The 23,162-nt window shown below is 40.6% G+C and carries 19 protein-coding genes; 8 read left to right on the forward strand and 11 right to left on the reverse strand.

All coding sequences use genetic code 11. The features are described from left to right. Window positions 1–4: 4 nt before the first annotated feature. Window positions 5–742, reverse strand: coding sequence for a hypothetical protein (locus tag FBD94_RS16355; protein ID WP_136880983.1), 738 nt, complete (start codon window positions 740–742; stop codon window positions 5–7). Between the two features lie 223 nt (window positions 743–965). Here FBD94_RS16355 and FBD94_RS16360 point away from each other — a divergent pair, with 223 nt between their 5' ends. The 3 genes from FBD94_RS16360 to FBD94_RS16370 all read left to right on the forward strand — a co-directional run bounded on the left by FBD94_RS16360 (window position 966) and on the right by FBD94_RS16370 (window position 3,278). Beyond that, window positions 966–1,397, forward strand: coding sequence for an organic hydroperoxide resistance protein (locus FBD94_RS16360; protein ID WP_205945897.1), 432 nt, complete (start codon window positions 966–968; stop codon window positions 1,395–1,397). Window positions 1,398–1,491: 94 nt separating this feature from the next. Beyond that, window positions 1,492–2,772 (forward strand): epoxide hydrolase family protein, encoded by a 1,281-nt coding sequence (locus FBD94_RS16365; protein ID WP_136880984.1) that lies wholly within the window; start codon window positions 1,492–1,494, stop codon window positions 2,770–2,772. Window positions 2,773–2,867: 95 nt separating this feature from the next. Continuing rightward, the gene (locus FBD94_RS16370) at window positions 2,868–3,278 is read left to right on the forward strand and encodes a cupin domain-containing protein (protein WP_136880985.1); all 411 of its coding nucleotides are present in this window, start codon (window positions 2,868–2,870) and stop codon (window positions 3,276–3,278) included. Here the strand turns inward: FBD94_RS16370 and FBD94_RS16375 are convergent. The 3 genes from FBD94_RS16375 to FBD94_RS16385 all read right to left on the reverse strand — a co-directional run bounded on the left by FBD94_RS16375 (window position 3,262) and on the right by FBD94_RS16385 (window position 7,301). Next, a complete protein-coding gene (locus FBD94_RS16375; RefSeq protein ID WP_205945898.1) occupies window positions 3,262–5,526 on the reverse strand; it encodes a GAF domain-containing protein in 2,265 nt (754 codons plus the stop codon). The two genes, FBD94_RS16370 and FBD94_RS16375, sit on opposite strands and share 17 nt — an antisense overlap. A gap of 63 nt (window positions 5,527–5,589) precedes the next feature. After that, window positions 5,590–6,378 carry a DUF1223 domain-containing protein gene (locus FBD94_RS16380; RefSeq protein WP_136880987.1) on the reverse strand — a complete coding sequence of 263 codons (789 nt, stop codon included), beginning with the start codon at window positions 6,376–6,378 and terminating at the stop codon, window positions 5,590–5,592. 152 nt (window positions 6,379–6,530) lie between these two features. Beyond that, window positions 6,531–7,301 (reverse strand): DUF1223 domain-containing protein, encoded by a 771-nt coding sequence (locus FBD94_RS16385; protein WP_136880988.1) that lies wholly within the window; start codon window positions 7,299–7,301, stop codon window positions 6,531–6,533. Window positions 7,302–7,472: 171 nt separating this feature from the next. Here FBD94_RS16385 and FBD94_RS16390 point away from each other — a divergent pair, with 171 nt between their 5' ends. Together FBD94_RS16390 and FBD94_RS16395 are read left to right on the forward strand one after the other, a co-directional pair. Then, complete coding sequence (locus FBD94_RS16390) at window positions 7,473–8,048, forward strand: Crp/Fnr family transcriptional regulator (RefSeq protein WP_136880989.1); 576 nt, start codon at window positions 7,473–7,475, stop codon at window positions 8,046–8,048. 66 nt (window positions 8,049–8,114) lie between these two features. Further along, window positions 8,115–8,555 carry a carboxymuconolactone decarboxylase family protein gene (locus FBD94_RS16395; RefSeq protein WP_136880990.1) on the forward strand — a complete coding sequence of 147 codons (441 nt, stop codon included), beginning with the start codon at window positions 8,115–8,117 and terminating at the stop codon, window positions 8,553–8,555. A gap of 50 nt (window positions 8,556–8,605) precedes the next feature. Here FBD94_RS16395 and FBD94_RS16400 read toward each other — a convergent pair whose 3' ends face one another. Continuing rightward, a complete protein-coding gene (locus tag FBD94_RS16400; protein WP_136880991.1) occupies window positions 8,606–9,793 on the reverse strand; it encodes a YbfB/YjiJ family MFS transporter in 1,188 nt (395 codons plus the stop codon). A 78-nt stretch (window positions 9,794–9,871) separates the two neighbouring features. Between FBD94_RS16400 and FBD94_RS16405 the strand changes: the two genes are divergently transcribed. The 3 genes from FBD94_RS16405 to FBD94_RS16415 all read left to right on the forward strand — a co-directional run bounded on the left by FBD94_RS16405 (window position 9,872) and on the right by FBD94_RS16415 (window position 12,356). Then, a complete protein-coding gene (locus FBD94_RS16405; RefSeq protein WP_136880992.1) occupies window positions 9,872–10,753 on the forward strand; it encodes a LysR family transcriptional regulator in 882 nt (293 codons plus the stop codon). 37 nt (window positions 10,754–10,790) lie between these two features. Continuing rightward, complete coding sequence (locus tag FBD94_RS16410) at window positions 10,791–11,375, forward strand: Crp/Fnr family transcriptional regulator (protein WP_131608562.1); 585 nt, start codon at window positions 10,791–10,793, stop codon at window positions 11,373–11,375. 117 nt (window positions 11,376–11,492) lie between these two features. Then, window positions 11,493–12,356, forward strand: a complete 864-nt coding sequence (locus FBD94_RS16415) for a pirin family protein (protein WP_136880993.1) — start codon at window positions 11,493–11,495, stop codon at window positions 12,354–12,356. Between the two features lie 64 nt (window positions 12,357–12,420). Here the strand turns inward: FBD94_RS16415 and FBD94_RS16420 are convergent, their stop codons facing one another. From FBD94_RS16420 to FBD94_RS16445, 6 genes are all read right to left on the reverse strand, one after another. After that, window positions 12,421–13,317 (reverse strand): helix-turn-helix domain-containing protein, encoded by an 897-nt coding sequence (locus tag FBD94_RS16420; protein ID WP_136880994.1) that lies wholly within the window; start codon window positions 13,315–13,317, stop codon window positions 12,421–12,423. Between the two features lie 75 nt (window positions 13,318–13,392). Next, complete coding sequence (locus tag FBD94_RS16425) at window positions 13,393–14,208, reverse strand: SDR family NAD(P)-dependent oxidoreductase (protein WP_136880995.1); 816 nt, start codon at window positions 14,206–14,208, stop codon at window positions 13,393–13,395. A gap of 271 nt (window positions 14,209–14,479) precedes the next feature. Then, a complete protein-coding gene (locus tag FBD94_RS16430) occupies window positions 14,480–17,308 on the reverse strand; it encodes a M16 family metallopeptidase (protein ID WP_136880996.1) in 2,829 nt (942 codons plus the stop codon). Between the two features lie 65 nt (window positions 17,309–17,373). Further along, complete coding sequence (locus tag FBD94_RS16435; protein WP_169472331.1) at window positions 17,374–17,880, reverse strand: DUF1735 domain-containing protein; 507 nt, start codon at window positions 17,878–17,880, stop codon at window positions 17,374–17,376. Window positions 17,881–17,898: 18 nt separating this feature from the next. Further along, window positions 17,899–19,512, reverse strand: coding sequence for a SusD/RagB family nutrient-binding outer membrane lipoprotein (locus FBD94_RS16440; RefSeq protein ID WP_136880998.1), 1,614 nt, complete (start codon window positions 19,510–19,512; stop codon window positions 17,899–17,901). Window positions 19,513–19,532: 20 nt separating this feature from the next. Next, window positions 19,533–22,973, reverse strand: a complete 3,441-nt coding sequence (locus tag FBD94_RS16445) for a SusC/RagA family TonB-linked outer membrane protein (protein WP_169472332.1) — start codon at window positions 22,971–22,973, stop codon at window positions 19,533–19,535. Between the last annotated feature and the right edge of the window lie 189 nt (window positions 22,974–23,162).

Consider the following 23,162-nt stretch of genomic DNA (forward strand, 5'->3'; position numbering starts at 1 on the left):
ACATTTACTTAGTCAATTTGACCACCGGCTTGCCATTAACGCATTCTATCTTTTCCACTTTTATGGTTACAGGAACGTAATCGGCGGGACCTTGCGCTTGAATAATCCGGTGTTTCAACCCGTTATAAAGTGAAACCTTTTTCTTAAGTATAGTATAGTCTTGTGTCCTCAAATAAGGGATATATTCCAATTCCATAATTTTATCTTTTAATAAGGCGGTAGGCATCCATGACGATTCGTTAGTGCAGGTCTGTGCATTTACTATAGTCATAATCTCCTCATAAGTCTTTATCGCAAGCGGTTTAGCTTCTTCGATACTGATGTTTGCAGAAGTGATCAACCGCACTTTATCACCATTACATTCTAGTCGGATCGACTGCTCAGTTGTCCAAATATACTCATAACATGGGTCAATTATGATACCCATTTTCACCATGGCATCTGTTTGTTTACCCAATAAATAGAAGTAGTCCTTTCTTAGATTCTCAAACTTGGTCACATCTGATGATTTGACTGAATAGTATGAAGTAGAACAGCCTGTTGAAATTTCTTGGATAGAGACATTGTCCTTCTGGCTGCAAGGAATGTCAGATGCCAATGTCTTAATTTCCGTTAGTTTGGCCTCAGCCATATTTCCCCATTGGGTAACTGTAGTTTCGTCTTTTTTACAGCCAAGAAACAATAACATTACAGCCAGTACAATAGTCAATGATTTGAGCGTTGGGTTCAGATAGTTTGTCATAAAAGGAGTTGTTGGTTTTAGTGTAAAACGTAACAAAACTAACAAACGCTACACTAGAGTGCTGAAATTCTTCACAGCTTCGATTGTCTATTCGACGGATTACTTTGCCCATTCCAGCTAATTATCGATTATAAATCCAGAGATACCGCCCTACTTTTGACTAAGAAATCAAAACGATTTCAGCTTAATAATAGAAAAGTTAAACAAATTAAAACTACAAAAAATGGAAAGTACAAACATCGCTCAACCGAAAAAAGTAATCTACACAGCAAAAACACTAACTACCGGCGGCCGTGAGGGAGCCTCAAAAAGTTCTGATGGTCGTCTGGATATTAAACTTACCTCCCCAGGCTCAACTGGAGAAGGTACCAATCCCGAACAATTATTCGCTGCTGGCTGGTCAGCATGTTTCATTGGCGCTATGGGTATTGCTGCAGCTGGCATGAAACTAAGACTGCCTGCCGACACAAGCGTTAATACAGAAGTTGACTTATGCGCTTTAGATGGACAATACTCTTTACAAGCCCGTCTCCATGTAAGCCTTCCGGGAATTGACCCTGAAACTGCAAAAGCGATCACAGACCTTGCCCATCAAACCTGTCCATATTCCAAAGCTACAAGGGGAAATATAGATGTGGAGATCGTGATCCTTTAGGTTTAAAAAACCTTAGGTAACATAAATTGTTTGGTCATAAAATAAATCAACGTCTACTTGAACAAGCAGTTACAGCAGTTAAAAAAATAACAAAATGAAAACAACAAACAATTTAGCCCGATTGATATTCACAGGAATATTAATGATGCAATTCACATTTGCTATTGCACAGGGCGAAGCAAAAAAAGATGAGCAAATCCGGCCCTTTAAAGTAAGTATTCCGGACGCAGATATTAAAGACCTTCGTCAGCGTGTTATGGCGACAAAATGGGCCGACAAAGAAACAGTAACCGATCAATCGCAAGGTGCGAAGCTTGCCCAAATGAAGGAATTGATTAAATATTGGGGAACAAATTACAATTGGAAAAAGGCGGAAGCCAAACTGAATGCCTACCCACAATTCATGACTAAGATTGATGGTGTTGATATTCACTTTATCCATGTTAAATCAAAACATAAAAATGCTATGCCCCTAATCCTAAGCCATGGTTGGCCAGGATCAGTATTTGAATTTATGGGAGTTATTGAACCCCTGACCAATCCGACCGCCTATGGCGGAAAAGCCGAAGATGCTTTTGATGTGATCATCCCCTCATTACCCGGTTTCGGCTTCTCAGGCAAGCCAACTGAAGCAGGCTGGAATATCGACAGGATTGCAAAAGCATGGGTTGTACTCATGGACCGTATCGGATACAAACAGTATGTTGCCCAGGGTGGTGATTGGGGCGCAGGAGTTGTTCATTCAATGGCTTTACTAGCACCTCAAGGATTACTAGGTATACACAGTAATTTGCCCGCCACATTACCGAATGAAGCAGGAAAGGCTTTGGGTGGAAATACTGTTCCTGCAGGTTTTTCTGCAAAGGAAACTGCTGCTTTTAACCAACTGAACAAAGCAATCAAAGGCGGTGGATTTATCTATAAAACGACGATGGAAACACGCCCACAGGGCGTAAGTTATGCGCTGACAGATTCGCCAACAGGGCTAGCTGCATGGTTTTTCTTACACCCTGGTTTCGACAACTGGTCTTATGGCAATGATCCGAAACAATTACCAACAAAAGATCAAGTCCTTGACGACATTTCGCTCTATTGGCTTACAGGTTCAGCTGCTTCGGCTTCAAGGATTTATTGGGAAAGCCGAAACATAAGCCTCATTAGTGCAGGCTCAATGAAATCTGATCAAATCACCATTCCCGTAGCAGTCACAACATTCCCGGATGATGTTTATGCCTCGCCCGAAACCTGGGCACGTAAGGCATACAAAAACCTGATCTATTTCAATGAAGTAGATAAAGGTGGCCATTTCGCCGCATGGGAACAACCACAGCTTTTTGCTGAAGAATTGAGGGCAGCTTTTAAATCGCTGAAGTAACGCTAGAAATGAGGAATGTATATGCTCTGCCCTTCTCAAAGGACAGAGTTTATTTACGCTACTAAACAAATTATTTATCGTTAAAAATTAAAGAAATGAAAACTTATAAAAACTTAATACTGAGCGCAATTACTATTTTTAGTCTTGCCCTATTATTTACGCCAGATATGGCTAAAGCCCAACAATCTGGAATAAAACGCACGGAGCTACAGCGACATGATCTCAGCATCCCTGGACGCGAAGCCATTCAGGTCCGCATAGATTTTGAAAAAGGTGCATCATTTGGAAAACACTCCCATCCGGGCGAAGAGATTATCTATGTTCTGGAAGGGATATTCGAATATGAGGTTGAAGGTCAGCCATCCGTAACCCTTAAAGCCGGAGATGTGCTCTTTATCCCGACAGGTAAAATCCATGCTGCGAAGAACATTGGCAATAGTAAAGCGGTTGAGCTGGCTACTTACATTGTGGAAAAAGGGAAACCGGTGCTTAAAATGCAAAAATAACCCCAACTCGTAGCGCCTTTAAACCGGTAATATCCTGTAGGTCTTCGACCTCAAAACTTTCCACTTCTGAAGAGAGCTTCCCTTCTTGCTGCAAAATCCCAATGTATTTCAGGTATTCCCTTTGTTCTCCTTCAGAAGTGTACACAATGGTGATCGTTCCAGGCTTTGAGATCCTTTCTGTAGTATGTCTAATGTGTGCTTTATCGATTCGTTTTTTAACCATCTCAAAGCGGGCATTATAAGTGCCGTCCACATCGAAACGTTTTTCATCCAATCTGAAGCGAATTGCTATTGCTGAGCTATAAACCAAAATCAGAGAACTAACCTCCAATGGATAAGGCAGTGTTGACAAATTTGAGTGATGAATATACTCCATCTTGCACATGGTCCTTAACTGCCAGATTCTCAAATCAGACAACATAGAAGGATCAAATTTTAGTTTAGGTGAAATGGATTGTCCGACATATAGATTGTGTTCAATACCGTCCGACTTAAATCTTTCAAAATAGTGCGGAAAAATACGCTGGGCCTTTACCTGCTCTTCGTCAAGAACATCAGCCAGGTACCCGTTTATCTGGCTGATCGTCTGATCAAACTTCCGCCTGTAAGTATGGAACGTACCCTTTTGTTTATCTAAGGCTTCTGTATATTCTTCTATTGCCGCCTCATTATCATCAGCACGATTAGCCATAAGCCAAGGTTGAATGGTGCCTCCTAAATACTCAATAACCTGTTGTTCCGTATCGGCCCGAAAAAAGGATTTTACGACAACTAACAGCTCATTGAGTTCCTTATAAAAACGGGCATAATGTGCTGTACTGTGATCCTCTTTAATACTTTGGATGAGGGAAAGCGCCGAACTGAGTTGAAGTTCAAGGTCCTTTTCTACACTTAGATTCCTGGACTTTGATGATCCCTTTACGTCGACCTGTCCATATAAAGGAATCACATTTTCGAAAGTGATTTCCTGTTCGATGGTCTGTCCTTCCCCGGGTATTTCATTGAATCCTGCCTTTATCGCCTGCCGGAATTTCCAGCTAACACTTGGATGCAACGATGTATATTTCTGTTGGATCATCGCCTGGATGTTGCTTTCCATTTCAATGGCTATCTTTTCCAGTTTATCGCTCAGGTAAGGCATCACCACTTCAAGTTTGTGAGCAGTAATGCTGTTGAGTAATTTGATATGTGGCGATGCGACTTCTAAAACCCCGAGAATAATGCCATTTTTAATTACCGGTGCCAAAATTAAACTACCAGATTTATGATCCAGCAAGGGCCCTGCAAGTGAATGACCAGGATGCTTTGAAACAAATTCCCCGACATCAGAAATTGCCAGGTACTGTCTATCAGAAATCAATTGCCAATACTGCTCCAGCACCAGGAAATCTTCCGCTGAATTAGTCCTGGTAGGCAAAACAATAGAATGTTTGCGTTGGACCAGCGTCATTTCGCTGAACCTATTTCCTTCATGACAAAACATCACATAGCCGACATTAAGATCACGGAGACGAAATATGGAGCTAAAAATTGAATTGAGGCTTTGCTGAAACGCTTCTGATTCAAGATCTATAAGCTTCCCCTTGAAAATAGAAACCGCATTTTCTATCGTCGCATCAAAAAGCGTAATGATGGTGAAGCCCTTTAATACATAACTATCCAATGGAAATTTAGCCTGCCACAAGCTCAGCTCATCGTAATTATCGATTAACTGATTCACATCAGCACTAGTTAGCGGAACCGCTTTATCTGTAGGGATAATATCTAAAAAATCAGCATTATACAAAATACGGTAATGCTTCATAATACCTTCAGACGTAGGGATGTCATAAAACAATGGCTTTCCAAAATCAAGTCGGGTACCATAAAATTTATTCAGGATGATACAGCAGCTCATAATATACAGTTGCTGATCATCAAAATCTCTGATGCTAAATTCAAATTCCTGGCCGGCTTCCTTAAGGATAGATTTAAAGCGCTCCGTCAGGTTAAAAACCAGACTATTGTAGGGTAAACCTACTGCTTTGATCTCGTTATGTGTAAGCCCAACGGGAAAATAGTCGGCTAAAAGGTCAGTGATTAACGGAGCTTGATTTTCGAATATAGCGGTATCAAAAATACCCTCCCTGAGCTCAGGAAAGGCTAAAACACGCTCCAGAAGTTGTTTTTTAGACATAGCATCCCATTCATTTTCTGTTTCTGCCAGCTGCTCAAGTTTTTGAATCAGGGGCTCAAACGAAAATTGCATTTGAAAGGGGGTTTGAAAGTCGGTACTAATCAGTGTCATAGCTTATTTGCATAAGCTAAGTTACTATTTATCACTGGCAATTACTTTAGCCGCTCCTAAGATTTTACCATTACTTTTGTCTTGTATAAGCCCCAGTACCTCCCACTGCTGACCATCTAGATCTTTAGGCAGTTTAATCGAAGTATTCCCGATTCCTGTTGCGTTTAAATTTACGATCTGTATACTTCTAACAATCTGTACATGAGATAGCCCACGCCCTGCATTTTCACCACGGACAACATTGCTATGCCCCGATTTCTGCACAATAGCGATCAGTAAACTAGTGTTTTTTATTGCTCCTTCTGCATGATAGGCCACCTTAACACCAATATCGTCTTTCTGCGTGTCCAATGTCAGTATGGCACTGGGTATAACCGCTAATTGTGCAAGAATGGATTTGCGGATCCGCGACTCTTCCGTTCCTGTAAATTCTTCCTTGCCATTAACCACTACCTGGGGTGTATAAATCGTTGATAAGTTGAACCATCGTCCATATTCCCCTTGCCTATCCGAATAAGCTGAGCTGCTAAAGGTATCCTTCCAACCCAGTCTGTCCCAGTAATCAACATGGTAAGCCAATAAATAAATCGGTTGATCACCAATCTCTTTTTGTAGCCTTTCCAATACTTCATCCGCAGGTGGGCAACTAGAACAGCCTTCTGATGTAAATAATTCTACCACAGCAAATCCTGCTCCCTTCGCCCCCGAAATAGCTCTTTTAGGCAGAAAAGTATTTAAATCAACAAATCCAAAAAGGAATAGTCCAACGGCTATATAGAAAACGAATAACCCTAAAATTTTAATTGTTTTCATAATTTTTCTGATTAGAAGACCACTATTTTTTCTTTTTCCCTATTACCCTGATCATCTCGCAGTCCTGGGGATTCCTTTCGAAAGGCGGACTGCTGAGAAAAATCAAACTCATCATTAATGATACTATACCAGAAAGGATGCTGCGTTTCTTGTTATTCATTTGGTTTAACAGCCCTCAGGATTTCTCCAGTGTTGATATTCTGTACCATTCCTAATATCTCAAAATTCTGAGTATCAAAATCCTGAGGTAAGGCCACGCTAACCGTCCCCATTCCTTTCGAATTTAAGGATTGTATTTGGAGCTTTCGTACAATTTGGACATGCGCAAGTGAGCGACCAGCATTTTCGCCACGTGTTACCTTACTATGCGCAGTTTTTTGAACCACAGCAATCACCAGAGCACTACCTTTTGGCGCACCCACGACCTTGTATAGTACATTGAGGTGGTTGTTTTCCTGTTTTGCCTGAATACTAAGTTCAACGCTTGAATGCGTATTTAACTGTTTCGCAATGGCATGGCGAGCCGTTGACTCTTCAGATCCTATAAACTCAGCTTTGCCGTTTACAATAACCTGTGGCGTGTAGATTTGCGGTTTATTCAGCCATTCTCCGTATTGTCGCTGTCTTTCTGAATAAGCGGCATTACTAAAGGTATCTTTCCAACCCTGCCTGTCCCAGTAATCAACGTGGTAGGCCAATAAATAAATGGCTTTTCCAGCTGCTTCCTGTTGTAACCTGGCCATCAGGTCGTCGGCCGGCGGACAGCTTGAACACCCCTCAGAGGTAAACAATTCCAATACCGCGAAACCTTTTCCCTCGCCCTTAGCAACATCGCGTTTAACATTTGTTGGAGACTGACCATATGCGGTTATACCAGCCATAAAAAGACCGGATATCACGCCTAGAATTTTGAAAGTTTTCATAACATTTATGCTTATTTGTTTACCAAAGCTATTTCAAAAGCAGTTCAATATTAAGCCCAAAACAGTTGATTCAGGCATAATACTATGGGAAGCAGGAATATCAGACCTTGAATTAGACAGGAACAAAAGATTTTTTCTATAACTTCGTTTCCAGCGAAGGAAGAAATAATTATGTCAGAAATATTTAAAAATCATTTAAAAAAATTTATTGAAGTAAACGATGAAGAGTTCGCCGGTATTTTAGCTTTTTTCCAGGTTAAAACTGTCAAGAAGAAAGAGAATTTACTTATTGAAGGGCAAATTTGTAAATCGCATTATTTCGTCCTTAAAGGCTGCTTGCGAAATTTTTTTATAAATGAAAAAGGCATTGAGCAAACTACTGACTTTGCGATTGAAAATTGGTGGATTACCGACAATTTTGCTTATGAACGAGGCTTGCCGACCGAATTTTATATTCAGGCAGTAGAAAATTCGGAGATTTTAATCATTAACCGCCAGTCTCAGGAAAAATTATTGATAGAATTCCCAAAAATGGAACGCTATTTCCGATTTATCTACCAAAGGGCTTATGCGGCATCACAGATACGCATTAAATATCTGTATGACTTTACTAAGGAGGAAATCTATCATCACCTGTGTAAAAGTCAACCTGAATTTGTACAACGGATGCCACAATATTTAATCGCTTCTTTTTTAGGATTTACCCCAGAATATTTAAGCGAAATCAGAAATAAAAACCGTTCTTAAACTGGTTTAAGATTTTTTGATTTTCTATTTCCCAATTTTGTCTTGTTAATTTAAAACAAAATAAAAATGGAAAAGAGAATAGACATCAATGAAATTCAGCCTCAGGCATATAAAGCTATGTATGCTTTGGAAGGTTATCTTGCAACAACCGAATTGTCCAAAACTCAAAAAGAACTCATAAAAATTCGTGCTTCTCAAATTAATGGTTGCGCATTTTGTATTGATATGCACACCAAAGACGCGCTGAAACACGGAGAAACCACACAACGTATTTTTCTACTTAATGCCTGGCGCGAGGCAGATTTATTTACTGAAGAAGAGAAAGTAATTTTGGCCATGACTGAAGAAATTACATTAATTCATAACCAAGGCTTATCTGCTGAAACCTACAAAAAAGCAACCGAGTTTTTTAATGAAAATAACATCGCTCAAATTATTATGGCAATCGTAACCATAAATGCATGGAATAGAATTGCAATAAGCACAGAGATGAAACCCGCAAAATAATTCGACAGCCTTTATTTACCCTACTTTTTGAGATAATGGATACGATATGCTCATTTTTGTCTGGAAGCCAAATAATCTAAAACACTTCCAATAAGCAGCGTAACAGCACCGATCTCAAAAAGTAGTAAATAGGAATGAGTAGTAGAAAAGATAAACGTGAGCAGGTATGCGGTTCCGGCGTGCGTTAGCGAAAAATATATGGTCATTATGCTCCAAACCTGTTTTTGCTGATCATGCCCAACCAGCTCACTGGTTCGTCCAGAAGCAAGTGATGTGATACCGAGTGCAAGACTGCCAACAAAAATACTGGATAGGGTTAGGCTCCAGGTTGCGGTAGAAATTAATGGCAGCACCACTCCCACTGCTTTGACCAGCAAACTGATCCGTATGCTTTTGGCAAAACCAATCCGGTCGGCAATAAAGCCAGTTATCACGGGCCCCAGCGCCGCTGAAGCCCCTAATATGATCCAGAACTGGGTACCGGCGGTTATTCCCCGTCCTAAACCGCGGCTGATAAAATCGACCCAGAACACGGTGTGCGGAACAAAGCCTACCGCATTACAGGCATAAGATATAACCAGAAATATAACCATTTTGGACCATACAGACCTTCCTCCGGTACCAGTAGGAGCCGACTTTAAGTGCAACTGGTTACTTCCCTCAGGCCAACCATACCAACTGAGCAGCATCAGCAGCAATGCCACAGCCGAGAACGACAACCAGGTGAGGGTAAGCCCACTTTTAACAAGCAGCGGGATGATGGTGCCGGCCAGCACTATACCTATTCCTACACCAGAAAAGATGATGCCACCTACCAGTCCTTTTTTATCCGCGGCAGTATACTTAAAAATCGTTGGTGCGGTTATCACCATGATCACCCCACCAGCAAGCCCCGCCAGCAACCTGATCAGAAAATAAAGCCCAAAATCCAAGGGAAAGGCACACAATACGAAAGATAGGATTACAGAGAAAAGCATTATCCTTATCAGCGTTATCGATGGAACGATACGATTTAGCCTGGTCCCCATAAGTGAGCCTAAAATATAACCGGTCAGATTTGCTGCACCTATGTAATCGGCCTGTTCCACAGAGAACCATTTGGCCTCAACCAATCCTGGAATTAAAGGCGGGTAGCCGAACCTGCCAAGTCCAATAGCAATGAGTAAGGTTGCAAAGCCGGTAAATCCAGTTTGATAATCTGTAATTTTGTTGCTAAAGCTAGTCGTAATCGTATTCATAACACAAAAATACGCACACAAAACAACCTATAAAAACGATTAAAAATGATAACTTTGTATCATTATAAATGATTAATAATGAACATCAACGATCTGATCATCTTCCAATCGGTTGCCGAACACAGCAGCTTTACCAAAGCAGCGGCAGCGAGCAACACCGTGCAATCTAATGTAACTGCAAGGATCAAGTTTCTTGAAAGCGAGTTCAATACCACTCTTTTTGAGCGGACGCCAAAAAAAATAAATCTCACCGAATCGGGAATTGAGCTTTTAAAGACGACAAAAGAGATACTGCTTTTGATCGAAAAGGCGAAAAAATCGATCTCTAATGTTGACCAGGAACTGAAGGGCCTCATCAAAATAGGCTGTATTCATACCACAGCCGCATTGAGACTGCCGGGAATACTGGCGGGTTTCAACGAAAAGTTTCCAGAGGTAGATTTTAAGCTGAAAACCGGAACAACAGCCATGTTGGTGGCCGATGTACTAGCGCACAAGCTGGATGGCGCTTTTGTTGCTGGCCAGGTAGATGACCTGAACCTGAGCGTAACACCAATCGTGACAGAGCAGCTGGGCATTGTAACTTCTTCATTAATTGACTCGATAGAAAGCCTCTTTGAGGGTAAAAAACCCATTAAGATAATTGTTTTTAGTGATGGCTGCTCTTACCGCAGGCAATTTGAATCCTATCTAAAGGCCTATACGAATAAAAAACTAACGGTCATTGAACATGACACGCTGGAGGGAATATTGAATGCGACTGAAGCTGGAGCCGGAATAACCCTCCTGCCACAGGAGCTAATTCATAAGCATTACCGTTATAAGGACCTGCGGGTATTTCCCCTGCCAAAGGGAATGTCGGAAGTGACTACCTATTTTATCAAAAGAAACGATATTATGGTTAGCGAAGCATACCAAACCTTCTTTGAAATGATGGTAGGGGGATATAAAATTTACTAGCTTTGTTTAATAAACAAGGAACTACTATAGATATAGTATGCACGAACAACTGATAAAATACATCACAGCACACTCGACAACGCCACTTACAGCTGCTGAGGTCGAAATGATCAAAGAAATATTCGTCCCTAAGCACTTTCGAAAGCGAGAATATCTTTTACAACAGAACGAAATATGCAAATACGCGGCATTCATTATTAAAGGCGCCATGCGGCAATATAGCGTAGATGATAAAGGAGCTGAGCACATTACCTATCTAACGCTGGAAAACTGGTGGGCGGTTGACCGAGAAAGTTTTACCATGTTGACCCCATCAAATTATTACATTGATGCCTGGGAACCGACTGATGCCCTGCTCATCACAAAAGCTGATTCCATAAAATATATGGATACCATTCCGGCAATGCGGGAGTTGACACAGGTACTAAACGAAAAAAATGCATTTGCGTTATTGAACAGAGTAAATTCCAACATCAGCTTATCCGCTGAACAGCGCTACGACAGAATCCAGAAGACCTACCCAAAATATCTGCAACGCTTTCCACTGCATATTATCGCTTCTTATCTGGGGATTACAAAAGAAACCCTGAGCAGGATCCGCAGTCAGCAGGCAAAAAAATAAGCCCTCCCCTCATAAGTAAACGTTGACAAATGTTAACGGAATTAAATGAGAAATGTCATCGTTTCTGCACCTTGCTTGGTCTATTATTGTACAGTAAATAATTTAATAGATCCAGAAATGAAAAAGCAGATAATTTCATACGTCCAAGGAGAAAGGGCTGATATTGGTGAAATCGTGATCAACAGGGTTTTGCCCAACAGATATGCCAATAAGGTTGGGCCTTTTGTTTTTCTCGACCACGTTTTGCCAGTTGTTAAAAAGGAGGTAATGAGGGCCAACGAGGGTAAAGCCCATCCTCACCGCGGCATTGCAACATTGACCTACGTACTACAGGGAGAAGCTGAACATTTTGACAGTCGCGGCAACCGGGCAACCATATACTCAGGTGGTGCACAATGGATGAAGGCAGCTAATGGCATCATACATGACGAAACATTGAATGTAGATTCCAAAACAAAAAGTCCTTACATACACGGCTTCCAGTTCTGGATAAACCTGCCTGCGAAAACCAAAAAAGAAGAGCCCGAATATATGGCTGTTCAGGCATCAGAAATTCCATACCAGGAGCTGACTGAGGACAGCGGTTGGATAAAAGTTGTTGCGGGAGCATATGGAAATATGGTCTCTAAGATTCCCAGCTATTCCGAGCAATTTCTATTTCATGTAAATTTGAAGGCTGGAAAACAGTTTGTTCTGCAAACGGAAGAAAAGCTAGAATATGCTGCATTTCTTTTGCAATCTGGCGCGAGTATCAACGAAACCCGGTTCAACGCTGGCGACTTCATTAAATTTGATAAGGACCGGGGAACAATTGAGATCTTCAACACTTCACAATCAGCTATCGATATCATTCTCTTCGGCGGAGCAGAATATACAGAGCCTGTTGTAGCACGGGGCCCATTTGTAATGAACACCGAGCAAGAAATTGCCGAGGCCTATCATGATTTTCATGCTGGCAAATATGGAAACGTAGTGTACTAAACCAACTAGCTCGTCCGTGTCAACATGGCATGGGCGAGCGGGTTTGATACCACATAGTTTTATTTTAATTCAAAAACTGTTCCCTATATTGAACCGGAGTAAGACCGACTTCCTTCTTAAACAGCCTTGAAAAATAAGGAGGATTTTCAAAGCCCAGCTGATAAGCAGTTTGCGCAACCGTATTATCCGTACTCATCAATATATTTTTAGCCTCATTAATTAAGAAAAGGTGGATGTGATCCAAAGCTGCCTTACCTGTCTCCTGTTTAAGCAGATCACTTAAATAACGAGCCGAAATACTCAATTGCTCCGCCATATATTTAACAGTTGGCAGTCCCTCCTTTTCCAGATTTCCACTTTCAAAATACGCCTTTAAAGTATCGTTGAACTTAGAAATAATGGTTCCGGAAAATACATTCCGGTTTAAAAACTGTCGCTTGTAAAACCGCTGTGCATATTTCAGGATAGAGTCAATATGAGTAATCATGATGTCTTTGGTATACTCATCCTGGTTGTTGTTGTATTCTCCCTGAATTTTGCGATACAAATCCCAGATGATCTCCTCCTCTTTGGGCGACAAATGCAAAGCTTCATTTACTTCATAATCGAAATACCCATACTTTTTGATTTCCGCATGAAGCGCATGGTTCAGCAAAAAATCCTCATGGATATAAATGATAAAACCTTCTTCTTCCAGTTCAATATTTTCGAGCTTAATAATCTGCCTTGGCTTTACAAAAGATAGAGAGCCGTTATCGTGGTCATATTTTGTTTTACCATAAAGAAAGGTACCCGACTTCATTTTTTTAAGCGCAATCATATAAAAATCGCTTGTAAACTCACTATAAGCAAGCGAACAGGCGTTTAACTGCGAACAGGTAATCAGGCCTAACAAAGGGTTTTCCGGTGGCGGAAAGCCATTTAAACTGTATAATTCACTAATTGTTCTAAAATGTTTCATAGCCCTATACTTACAAAATAAGAAAAACCTACGTCAAACAACATAGATTTTTCTTAAAACTGTCTTTAAATTTACTTAACCGTGTGCTGCCACCGATACTTCATTCCATGCTTCCCACTGGCTTAACCGATCCGCGTAAACCTGGTTTATCCAAGGCAATGCAGTCTTACCGAAGAAAATACGAAGAGGAGGCACTTCCTCATCCACAACTTTTAAGATCGCATCGGCAGTAGCATCCGGATTACCGAAGGGCATATTTTTCAATTCTTCGTACACCACAGCTCGCAAGCCATCATAAACATCAATAGGTTTGCTATGTACAGCCGAAGCGCCAGACCAGTCAGTAGAGTATCCAATCGGCTCTACTAAGGTCGTATGAATTCCGAAAGCCTTTATCTCTGCTGCCATCGCTTCACTCATGGCTTCAACAGCCCATTTCGAAGCATTGTACAGACCCAGGTTCGGAATTGAAGCTATGCCCAAAACACTGGATACCTGAATGATATGTCCATGCCCCTGGTTTCTCATCAACGGTATTGCGGCCTGACTCACCCACAAAGTACCAAAAACATTAGCTTCAAACTGCTCCCGCGCTTCCTGTTCAGAGGCTTCTTCAATTGTACCAAACAGACCATAGCCCGCATTGTTAATTACCACATCCAGTACACCAAAATGAGCATGCGCTTTACCAAGGACCTCAAAAGTTTGTGTCCTGTCAGTTACATCCAACTCAAGGGTAAGCACCGAACTTCCATATGCTTCTGCTAAATCCTTTAAGGAGTCAATATTTCTAGCAGTAGCAATTACATTGTCGCCACGTTTTAAAAAGGCTTCTGCCCATATTTTTCCGAATCCGCGTGAAGCTCCGGTTATTAAAATTGTCTTTTTCATCAGTATATATTTTTTGATGATGTAAAGGTACCGCAGCAATGCAGCGGTACCTTTATACAAAAGGAGGAATGTATGATACAAATTCCCGTTTAGGGTGTACCATTAGTTGTTTTGTCCAGTTCGTTCTGTTTTTTCAATACATTCCACGGAGTATATTCCTCACTTATCTGTTTAAATAAGAATAAAAAAGCGCGTGTTTTAAAAAACACGCGCTTTCGCACTTACGGAAGGGTACCTAGAAGTCCGCTAGAACATTTGAAGGTTAAAAAATCTATTTAATAAGCTGTTGGCCTTCAGGCATCAGGACCACACGAATGTAATTCTTACTATCTAGATAAGTATTGATTGCTGTTTTAAGCTGTGCTGAATTTAACCCCTCAAGATTTTTATTGTAATGCAGTATTTCTTTAGGGTCAAGCTGTTCCTGGTATTGATTGCTCAAGTAGTTAAGCCAGAAACCATTGGTTTCCAATGAATTTTTAAGTCCCACTTTCTTCTCAGCAATAAACTTAGCCAGATCTTCCGGCAATGCTCCTTCGGCCTTAATTTTAGCAATCTCTTCCCAAACTGCAGCAATCAGCATTTCTACATTTGCAGGAGAACAGCCAAAAGAAATCCCGAAAGCATACCGTGTTTTTGGCGTATGGCTCACATTTAAAGATACACCTGGAGAGTAAACACCTCCTTCTTTTTCTCTTAACCTTTCCAGCATTCTCAATTCAAGTACCTGTTTAATAGCCTGAAGCTGCAGGTTATTTGCCTCACTATACTGGTAGTCACCACTAATAATCAACTGTACAGTAGCTTTGTCCTCAGAACCACCATAAACAGTTTTTTTAATGACACCTGATGGAATATTTATACCCAGATCTTTTGCACTTTCCTTACGGCCCAAAGCAGGAAGTGAACCCAGATACTGCACTAACAATGGTTTGATTTTTGCAAGATCAAAATTACCTACAATTATAAACGTAAAGTCAGACGCGTCACTAAAGCGATCTTTATAAATTTCAAAAGCCCTGTCCAGATTAACCTTTTCCAGATCTGCTAATTCAGCAGACTTCCTACGTAAATGGTAATTGCTCAGCACTGCATTCAAAGTATCGCTAAACAGCTTTTCAGGAGTGTTTACAGGATTTGCCAATGTAGCTCTTGCTCTGCTGATTGTTGCATTAAAGGCAGCAGTATCTTTACGTGGCTCAGTAAAATACAAGTAAGTAAGCTGCAGCGCCGTTTCCAGATCTTTCACACTGCTGTAACCAGATATTCCCTCTATACGCTCCCCTATAAACGGACTTACTCCAGCTTGCTTACCACTAAGCTTTTGCCTTAATGTTTCTGAATTAAAATCTCCTACACCACCTTCCACAATTAGTGAAGTAGCATTTGAAGCAGTCTGGAAGTCAGCATCAGAATATATAGAGGTACCACCTGGACTAAACGCAGTAAAGCTGATCTCATCATTCTTAAAGGTAGTGGGCTTTAAGATTACCTTTACACCATTGCTCAATTTTAGTTCAGTAATATTCAGCTCATTAATTTTCGTAGTAGAAATTACTTTGCCTTTAACTGGCGAAACAGCAATCATCGGTATTTTAGCGATTGCCTGCGCAGCTTTCTCCTCGTTCGCACTAGCAGTAGGGGTAACTACCGTTTCATACTTTTCAAACCAAGCATTTACTTGTTGCTCATCAGGCAAGCTCGCTTTTGCAGTTTCAGGTGCAACAATAATTACGTCCCTATTTACATCAATGATGTATTGTTTTGCCAATTGGTTGATATGTCCAAGGCTAATAGTAGGTAAGTAAGCCTCAGTAAGCGCGGCCTCTTTAGCTATGCCTGGAATTGCATTCCCCTGAATAAAATGACGAACATATTCCTGAGCAAATTGCGCAGACTGTTTTTTATCAGCCTCATTTGCCATAGCCTGCATACCATTAAGATATTGCATCTTGGCAAGGTCCAGCTCAGCAGCTGTAAAACCCTGGTTTTTTATTTTACTTATCTCCGTCCAGAATGTAGCAAACCCTTTTTCCAGTTCACCCGGTCTTGCAGATATATTTGCGCTAAAAGCTTCAACATTTGCCATCAATGGCGCAAGTCCTACCGCTACACCAATATAACGGCTGGCGTTCTTTTGTGAAATGGATTGAAAACGAGCTGCCAAAACCTGGTTAAAAAGATTCTTTTTAATGTAATCCAGATAGTCGGCATGAGTAAGCAATTTTTTATGCGGATGCTTGATCATAATCTGCATACTCGTTCCTTGAACTTCTTTATCCGTAACGGCCAGGAATTGATTTTTACCACTCAATTCTATCTTATAATCTGGTCTTGGTTTAGGCGCTGCTGGAGCCTTCAGATCAGAAAACAGTTTTTGTATGCGCTGTACCATGTCTTTAACATCCACATCTCCAACCACTATAATGGCCTGTAAATCGGGTCTATACCAGTCTTTATAAAAAGAAAGAATAGTTTCAGGTTTAAAATTTTTAAGTACTTCTTCTGTACCTATGGGATCACGTTCTGCATATCTGGAATGGTTAACCATATAAGGGAAAATTTGCTGTTGAATTCTCTGCTGCGCACCATTTCTTAACCGTTTTTCTTCGAGTACAACCCCACGTTCCTTGTCAATTTCAATAGGATCAAGGATTGCTTCTGCCGCCCAGTCGCGAATTACCTGCAAGCCCTTATTTAACATTTCCGGATTATCAATAGGAATAGGCAGCTGGTAAACAGTTTCATCAAAAGAAGTATAGGCATTAAGATCTGCCCCAAAGCGGACACCGGTCTTTTCCAGGAAATCGACCAGGGTAGCGGCTGGAAAATGTGTACTGCCCTTAAAACTCATATGCTCCATAAAGTGCGCCAGACCACGCTGTTCTTCCGTTTCGAGTATAGACCCCACCTTATTAGCAAGGTATAACGTTACCCGTTTTTTCTGATTACTGTTCTTCTGTACATAATAGGTAAAACCATTGGGTAGTTTGCCGGTAACCACTTCTGGCGCAAGTAGCAATTGCTGGGCATAGGATTTATTAAAAGCTGCCGAAAACAGGCATAGAACAGCTATTAACAGTAATTTCTGTAGTTTCATTAGTTTCATATTTGTAATTAAAAATTAGAGCGTCTTCATTAGACCCCCTCGTGGATAGTTCGTATTTACTGGCCTTTTAGCGTATAAACAATACTTTTAAAATTCTCTGCAATATTCACCCCATCTGCATCCGATAAGGAAAAGGCAATAATATATTTATTTGCACCACTGATTTTAGCAGGAAGCACTTTTATAGGAAGTACTCCTTCTTGCGAACCGGCTTCAATAACCACTTGCGTCCCACTCATTTCATAACTATCGGTAGGTAAAGGCAGATAATTGGTACCGTTGACCAGATTATACTGGGTAATTAAAGCATCATTACGCACAAAAGTTACTTTAAGCGCTCGTGGCGCAGGCATTTGAAAGGAATACTTGGCCCTTAAGTTTAACTTAGTTACCCCAAATGCACTGTCTATAGCCGGAGCTGCAAAAATTGCTTTCGAGGGAAAGTTAGCTTTTGGATTAATGACTAAAGGTTCTATGCCTCGGTAATCTAAAATACCGTCATCAGTTTTAAGACAGCTGCTTAGCACGCAGGCCATAAGCAGCATCAATATATAAGTTTTCATTGCGTTCATTTTTAAAGATTAAGGCATCCACCAGATTTTACCTGTAAACATGTTTATTTCACCTAGCGCTTTCACATTTGCTTCATTGGTGATGATCTCATCATTGGTATATACAAACCGGATGGGCACTGTATTCCCAATTCTTGTCGGATCAACTGAAACCGGAACATTGGGAAAACGTCCATTCCTCCTGTAATCTACCCAGCTTTCTATCGGATCAATTCCATTCAATGCCATATATTTCTGAAACATAATCAGTTTATATTTATCTGGAGCAGCAGACCAGTTTACACGCTGATTGCTGACTTGTTCAGCGTACCATCGATCAAAAATAGCATCCGAAAGTGCAGGATTATTGCTGTTTCCACCAACATTGAGCCACCTGAAAGATTCCCTCAATGCTGTTTTATAGGTTTGTTCCGGATCACCCGACAACCAACCACGGAAAACTGCTTCAGCCTGTAAAAAGGCATTCTCTACACTCGTAATTACCCAGGCATCCATATTGTTACCTTTAATAATTCCTGCAGAGGTAGCAGATACTACATCTGTATTACGAGAACCTCCAACTGCCGAGAGGTATTGTCTGTTTTGGTAAGGATATTGAAAAGAGTTAATTGGCAATCCAAACCTACTGCCTCTAAATGTGTCAGGACCTGGCTGAGGAAATGGATCTGGAGCACCTATAGGTAAAATTTTATCAACTGAAGAATAGATAAATCCTATACGTGGATCATTATCTTCCTTTAATAAATTAAGCCCATATTCATTCGCATGTGCAAGATCAACACTATTTATCCCTGAAAAAAGATCGCCCCTGGATCCGCCTCTGTTATTACTGCTCGAATATAATCCATAATAAAGAGAAACTTTAATGGTTAAACTCCAGCCAGGGTTCACTGCACCGTCAACTCCCATGGGTAAAAAACCGGACCCCTGATCCTTTATCGTCTGAATTTCACTGGCAATATAAGCAGCTCTTTCCAAACGGTTAGCCTGGTGGATCAGCAAGCGAAGCTTTAGCGTATTGATAAATTGAAGCCACTTTACTTTATCCCCATGAAACATAATATCTGCGTCTGCTATCTTTTCATTCTTTGAAACTTCCGCATTCTTTATCAATCCGCTTGCTGCAGTCAGTTGCTTCATCAGGTCTTCGTAAATAGACTTTCCATCATCGTACTTAGGTCTTAAAATAGATTGCTTAAAAGCTTCAGAATACGGCACATCATTCAATTTATCTACACACCTGCTCCATGCTATGGCGCGCAGTACTTTCGCAATACCCAAATAGAAATCCTGTCCTAAAGCAGTAGCTTTATCTTCCAGGAAAGGAAGCGTCTGGCTTGGAACGCTTCCACTGGGTATATTGGTATAATTAGTAAGATTCAATGCCGGTGGCAAAGCAGGCCCTGCCCAATAACCCAACCACATCGAAAGTATTTCAAAATCGGATGGAATAGCAGCCGCCGCTTCCAGCAAAGGTGGTAAAATCAGGTTCGGAGTAGCATTGGTATTAGTTAACTCACGGGGATTATAATTTACATCCAGCCAACCTTTTTTACAACCACTATGAAGTAATGAACTCATCAGAATGGTTGAAATAATAATAATTTTATAAGTTCGTTTCATGTTCTTTGAATTTTAAATGATTAAAATGATAAACCAAAAGTAAATCCATAAATAATTGTCCCAGGGGTAACATTGGTATCTGCAGCACTTCCGCTAACATTGTTAGACTGGCTTGGTTGCCTTTGACCAATGGCCTGGTTCTGATTAGTCTTAAGTCCCGGACCATTACTCGATACAGGGTCGCCATAGATATTCGAATGCGGATAAAAAGAGAAAAGATCACGGGCATAAATACTACCAGCCATTCTCTTGACTAATTTAGATTTTATCGGCATCTCATATTGCAGGGCAATTTCGCGGATCTTCCAATAATTGGCACTGGAAATAGAATGAACAGTCGCATCAGCAAACTTGGAGAAAAGCTCCTTGCCTGCATTAGATACAGCAACATTTGTATTTTTCACAAAATGACCAGGACTGTCTTCTATCACAGAATTAGGGAATACAAATACCTCCCTGTTATTGAGCAGCGTAAGCGCGCTGGTACCTTGTATTATGGTAGAAGAACCAAAGCCGTGATCATTTCCTGCAGAATAATCCGCCTGTGTACTTAATGAAAATCTCTTGTAAGTAAAATTAAGTGTAACACCACCTTGATATACTGGTAATGTTTTGCCCATTATTTTTGGATTTTGATAATCAACAGTAGGCATGCCCGTGCTTTTATCTACAATTACCCTTCCTTCCGGGTCTCTTTTAAAGTCAGTAACCGGAAACTCAAATGCAGAATGACCTACCCTTGCATAAAATGCATTTCCGCTAGGGTCCCTTGCAATGAAAGTTCCATTGTAGATATCAGAAACTTCCAGCACCTTATTCTTATTGATAGAAAAGCGGCCTGATAAAGAAATATTAATGTCCTCACCAAATTCAACCAATGGATTAAGCCCAAGATCAAACTCCCAGCCTGTATTTCTAAACCTGCCCGCATTGTCCAGATCAGGGTACCCACTCCAGCTTGGAACGCCAACCTGCATAATTACCCCGTTATTGACCTGGTTATAATAAGCTCCGTCAAAACGAATTCGGTTTTCAAGAAACCCCATTTCCAAACCATACTCCTGTGAAAATACCTTTTCAGGTTTAATATTTGGATTTGGATTGGTCAAAATACCGTAACCAAGAAGAGATTTACCCGTACTTGGATTGGTAAATGGATAAGGGAAGGTCAGATTTAAAATCCTTTCACTTTGATTGGGTTCAATGTTCATGTTGGCTGTATGTGTTGCCGACAACCTTAACCTAAAATTACTCAACCAGGCTTGTTCTTTTAACAACGGAACTATTTCCTTCAACACCAGGGAAGTATTTGCACCAAAATAAAAGTCTTTCCCCCGCGCTATCTTTGCTCTTTTAGAATCCCATTCATTACGACCGGTCAGTTCAAGGAATATCTTATCCTTATAACCCAGGGAAACATTCCCTAATAAGGAAATACTCCTGGTTTGTCTGGTTACCTCGTCTGAGCCAATACCAAAATCAGAACGGGAAAAGATGTTGTTATAAACAGGTATAACTAAGGTAGCGTTAGTTTTTAATTGCTTTTCAAAATTATCCCGGATAGTATTCCCCAAGTTTGCACGGATCAAAAAGTCACCTGTTTTATGTATAGCAGTCAATAAAAGATCATTATTGAAACCTAAAGTAGTACCCAGGTAATCCTCGGTTTTTGGTTCAGCGTCATGTGCCTTAAAAGGATCTACTCTTGCAAAATCAGAAAATACTACAGGAGCAGCATTCTTCTTCTGGTTTCTACCCCAATAATTGAGTGACACCTGGTCCTTAACACTAAGCCAGGGCAACACCTTTACATTAGCTATAAAACTACCCGTAAAAGTATTGTCTGTTGTTTTTTGCCTGCTCAAATCGAGTGAAGCATAAGGATTAGTACCTGACCAGTAATTATCCAGTCCACCCCAATAAGAATTTTTGTAGTCCTTGTAACTTAGCAAAGGAATAAAGCTTGGTGTATTTAAAACCTTATTGGTTACATCACCTCCCCTGTCGCTAGCCATTTTTGAATAATTGATGTTGACCTGAAAATCCGCATTCTTTCCCAATTTTTTAGTGGAATTAAACAGAACGGTAGTCTGATTTTGCTTATCTCCAGGTAATAAACCAGTTTGGTCTACATGTCCAAGGCCAAGGTAAAATGAAGATGTGGCATCTCCCTGTGCAAGTGAAACATTGGTACGGGTGGATCTTGCAACATTAAAAAAGTTATAACGGTCGTCCAGATCCTTATAAGGTACTTTCTGAAACTCTCCATTTTTGTCAGGATAGCCTATAGAAATGATCCTGCCATCATAGGCGGGCCCCCAGCTTTCAGCAGACTTTCCACCAAAAAAGCTGACATCATCTCCAACCCCAAAAGTGCGCTGATCTGTTCTTTGCCTAAAATCCATCCGCGTATAGGAAGAATTTACCCTTGCATTTACAGCCAATTCACCTTGTTTTATCTTTTTTGTAGTGATTAGAATCACCCCATTAACCCCTTCAGGACCATACATTGCCGTCCCATTGGCACCTTTCAACACGGTAACATCTTCAATATCTGCGGGATTTAAATTATTGATAAATTCAATCGCACGTTCTGCCGACTCCCCATCAGAACCAAAGGATAGTGGGGCACCATTAAACACAAACAAAGGCTGATTATTACTCGACTGTCCAAAAGAACGAATTCCCCTTAATAATACCCTCATTTTGGGTGACATCTCAGAACTTTGCGTCATGATGTTAAGACCAGAAACCTTTCCCACCAAGCCATTCAGTATATTTCCGCTGTTTGCCTTGTTAATTTCTTCTCCAGTCACTTTTGCAACAGAATAGCCTAACTCTTTTTTACTGCGGACTATGCCATATGCAGTAGTTACCTCAACTTCCTTAAGATTGGAAGTGGTCAATTCTAAGCTTATTGTTAGCTGCCCTTTCACACTTGAGGCAGGAATTTCCTTTGTTTTATAGCCAACAAAAGAAATTACAAGAATTGCCTTTTCATCAACTCCAGTTAATGAAAATTTACCTTCTTCATCTGTCGAAATATAACGTTTGGTTCCTTTTATTGTCACCGTTGCCCCCCGTAAAGCCTTACCGTTTTGATCCTGGATAGTGCCCCTGACATCAATATCATTGAAGTGACTAACGAGCCTGTCAAGAAAAGAAACCTCCTTCTCTTTTATCACGACAATTTTATCTTCGATAGTAAAAGCCAATGGCTGCCCTTTTAAAATCTGATTTAAAACTTCTTCGATTGATACATTGTTTACATTAATGGATATGGGCTTTGTATTTTTCAGGGCTTTTACATCTAAAAAAAAATTATAACCACTCTGTTTTCCGATTTCTTCGAGCACATTTTCAATTCTTACATGCTTCCGGTTAATGGTTATTTTTTGCGCCAGGGTCGCAGCGCTGACATGTACCATTCCGGTTAATAATAATACCGCTATTAATTTCATTGCTAGAATAAGATTCAACCCTTTCCGCGGTCGTTTCACATCCTGTAAATTAACAAGGGTTAACATCCGAAGAGATTTCTCCTTGTAGCCCAAAAGCCTACAAAGGGGTTTTGTAAAATTTTTATACATTTGAATACTGATTAAGCTGGAAGTGCCTTCCTTTCATCGGGCAATGTCACTTCACAGCAA

Origin of the sequence: Pedobacter hiemivivus, from assembly GCF_005144565.1 — a bacterium.
Lineage (GTDB): Bacteria > Bacteroidota > Bacteroidia > Sphingobacteriales > Sphingobacteriaceae > Pedobacter > Pedobacter hiemivivus.

Excerpts from the sequence above, each read along its gene's own strand:
- FBD94_RS16355 (WP_136880983.1), bottom strand. The coding sequence starts at position 742 with ATGACAAACTATCTGAACCCAACGCTCAAATCATTGACTATTGTACTG.
- FBD94_RS16360 (WP_205945897.1), top strand. The coding sequence starts at position 966 with ATGGAAAGTACAAACATCGCTCAACCGAAAAAAGTAATCTACACAGCA.
- FBD94_RS16365 (WP_136880984.1), top strand. The coding sequence starts at position 1,492 with ATGAAAACAACAAACAATTTAGCCCGATTGATATTCACAGGAATATTA.
- FBD94_RS16370 (WP_136880985.1), top strand. The coding sequence starts at position 2,868 with ATGAAAACTTATAAAAACTTAATACTGAGCGCAATTACTATTTTTAGT.
- FBD94_RS16375 (WP_205945898.1), bottom strand. The coding sequence starts at position 5,526 with ATGCAATTTTCGTTTGAGCCCCTGATTCAAAAACTTGAGCAGCTGGCA.
- FBD94_RS16380 (WP_136880987.1), bottom strand. The coding sequence starts at position 6,378 with ATGAAAACAATTAAAATTTTAGGGTTATTCGTTTTCTATATAGCCGTT.
- FBD94_RS16385 (WP_136880988.1), bottom strand. The coding sequence starts at position 7,301 with ATGAAAACTTTCAAAATTCTAGGCGTGATATCCGGTCTTTTTATGGCT.
- FBD94_RS16390 (WP_136880989.1), top strand. The coding sequence starts at position 7,473 with ATGTCAGAAATATTTAAAAATCATTTAAAAAAATTTATTGAAGTAAAC.
- FBD94_RS16395 (WP_136880990.1), top strand. The coding sequence starts at position 8,115 with ATGGAAAAGAGAATAGACATCAATGAAATTCAGCCTCAGGCATATAAA.
- FBD94_RS16400 (WP_136880991.1), bottom strand. The coding sequence starts at position 9,793 with ATGAATACGATTACGACTAGCTTTAGCAACAAAATTACAGATTATCAA.
- FBD94_RS16405 (WP_136880992.1), top strand. The coding sequence starts at position 9,872 with ATGAACATCAACGATCTGATCATCTTCCAATCGGTTGCCGAACACAGC.
- FBD94_RS16410 (WP_131608562.1), top strand. The coding sequence starts at position 10,791 with ATGCACGAACAACTGATAAAATACATCACAGCACACTCGACAACGCCA.
- FBD94_RS16415 (WP_136880993.1), top strand. The coding sequence starts at position 11,493 with ATGAAAAAGCAGATAATTTCATACGTCCAAGGAGAAAGGGCTGATATT.
- FBD94_RS16420 (WP_136880994.1), bottom strand. The coding sequence starts at position 13,317 with ATGAAACATTTTAGAACAATTAGTGAATTATACAGTTTAAATGGCTTT.
- FBD94_RS16425 (WP_136880995.1), bottom strand. The coding sequence starts at position 14,208 with ATGAAAAAGACAATTTTAATAACCGGAGCTTCACGCGGATTCGGAAAA.
- FBD94_RS16430 (WP_136880996.1), bottom strand. The coding sequence starts at position 17,308 with ATGAAACTACAGAAATTACTGTTAATAGCTGTTCTATGCCTGTTTTCG.
- FBD94_RS16435 (WP_169472331.1), bottom strand. The coding sequence starts at position 17,880 with ATGAAAACTTATATATTGATGCTGCTTATGGCCTGCGTGCTAAGCAGC.
- FBD94_RS16440 (WP_136880998.1), bottom strand. The coding sequence starts at position 19,512 with ATGAAACGAACTTATAAAATTATTATTATTTCAACCATTCTGATGAGT.
- FBD94_RS16445 (WP_169472332.1), bottom strand. The coding sequence starts at position 22,973 with ATGAAATTAATAGCGGTATTATTATTAACCGGAATGGTACATGTCAGC.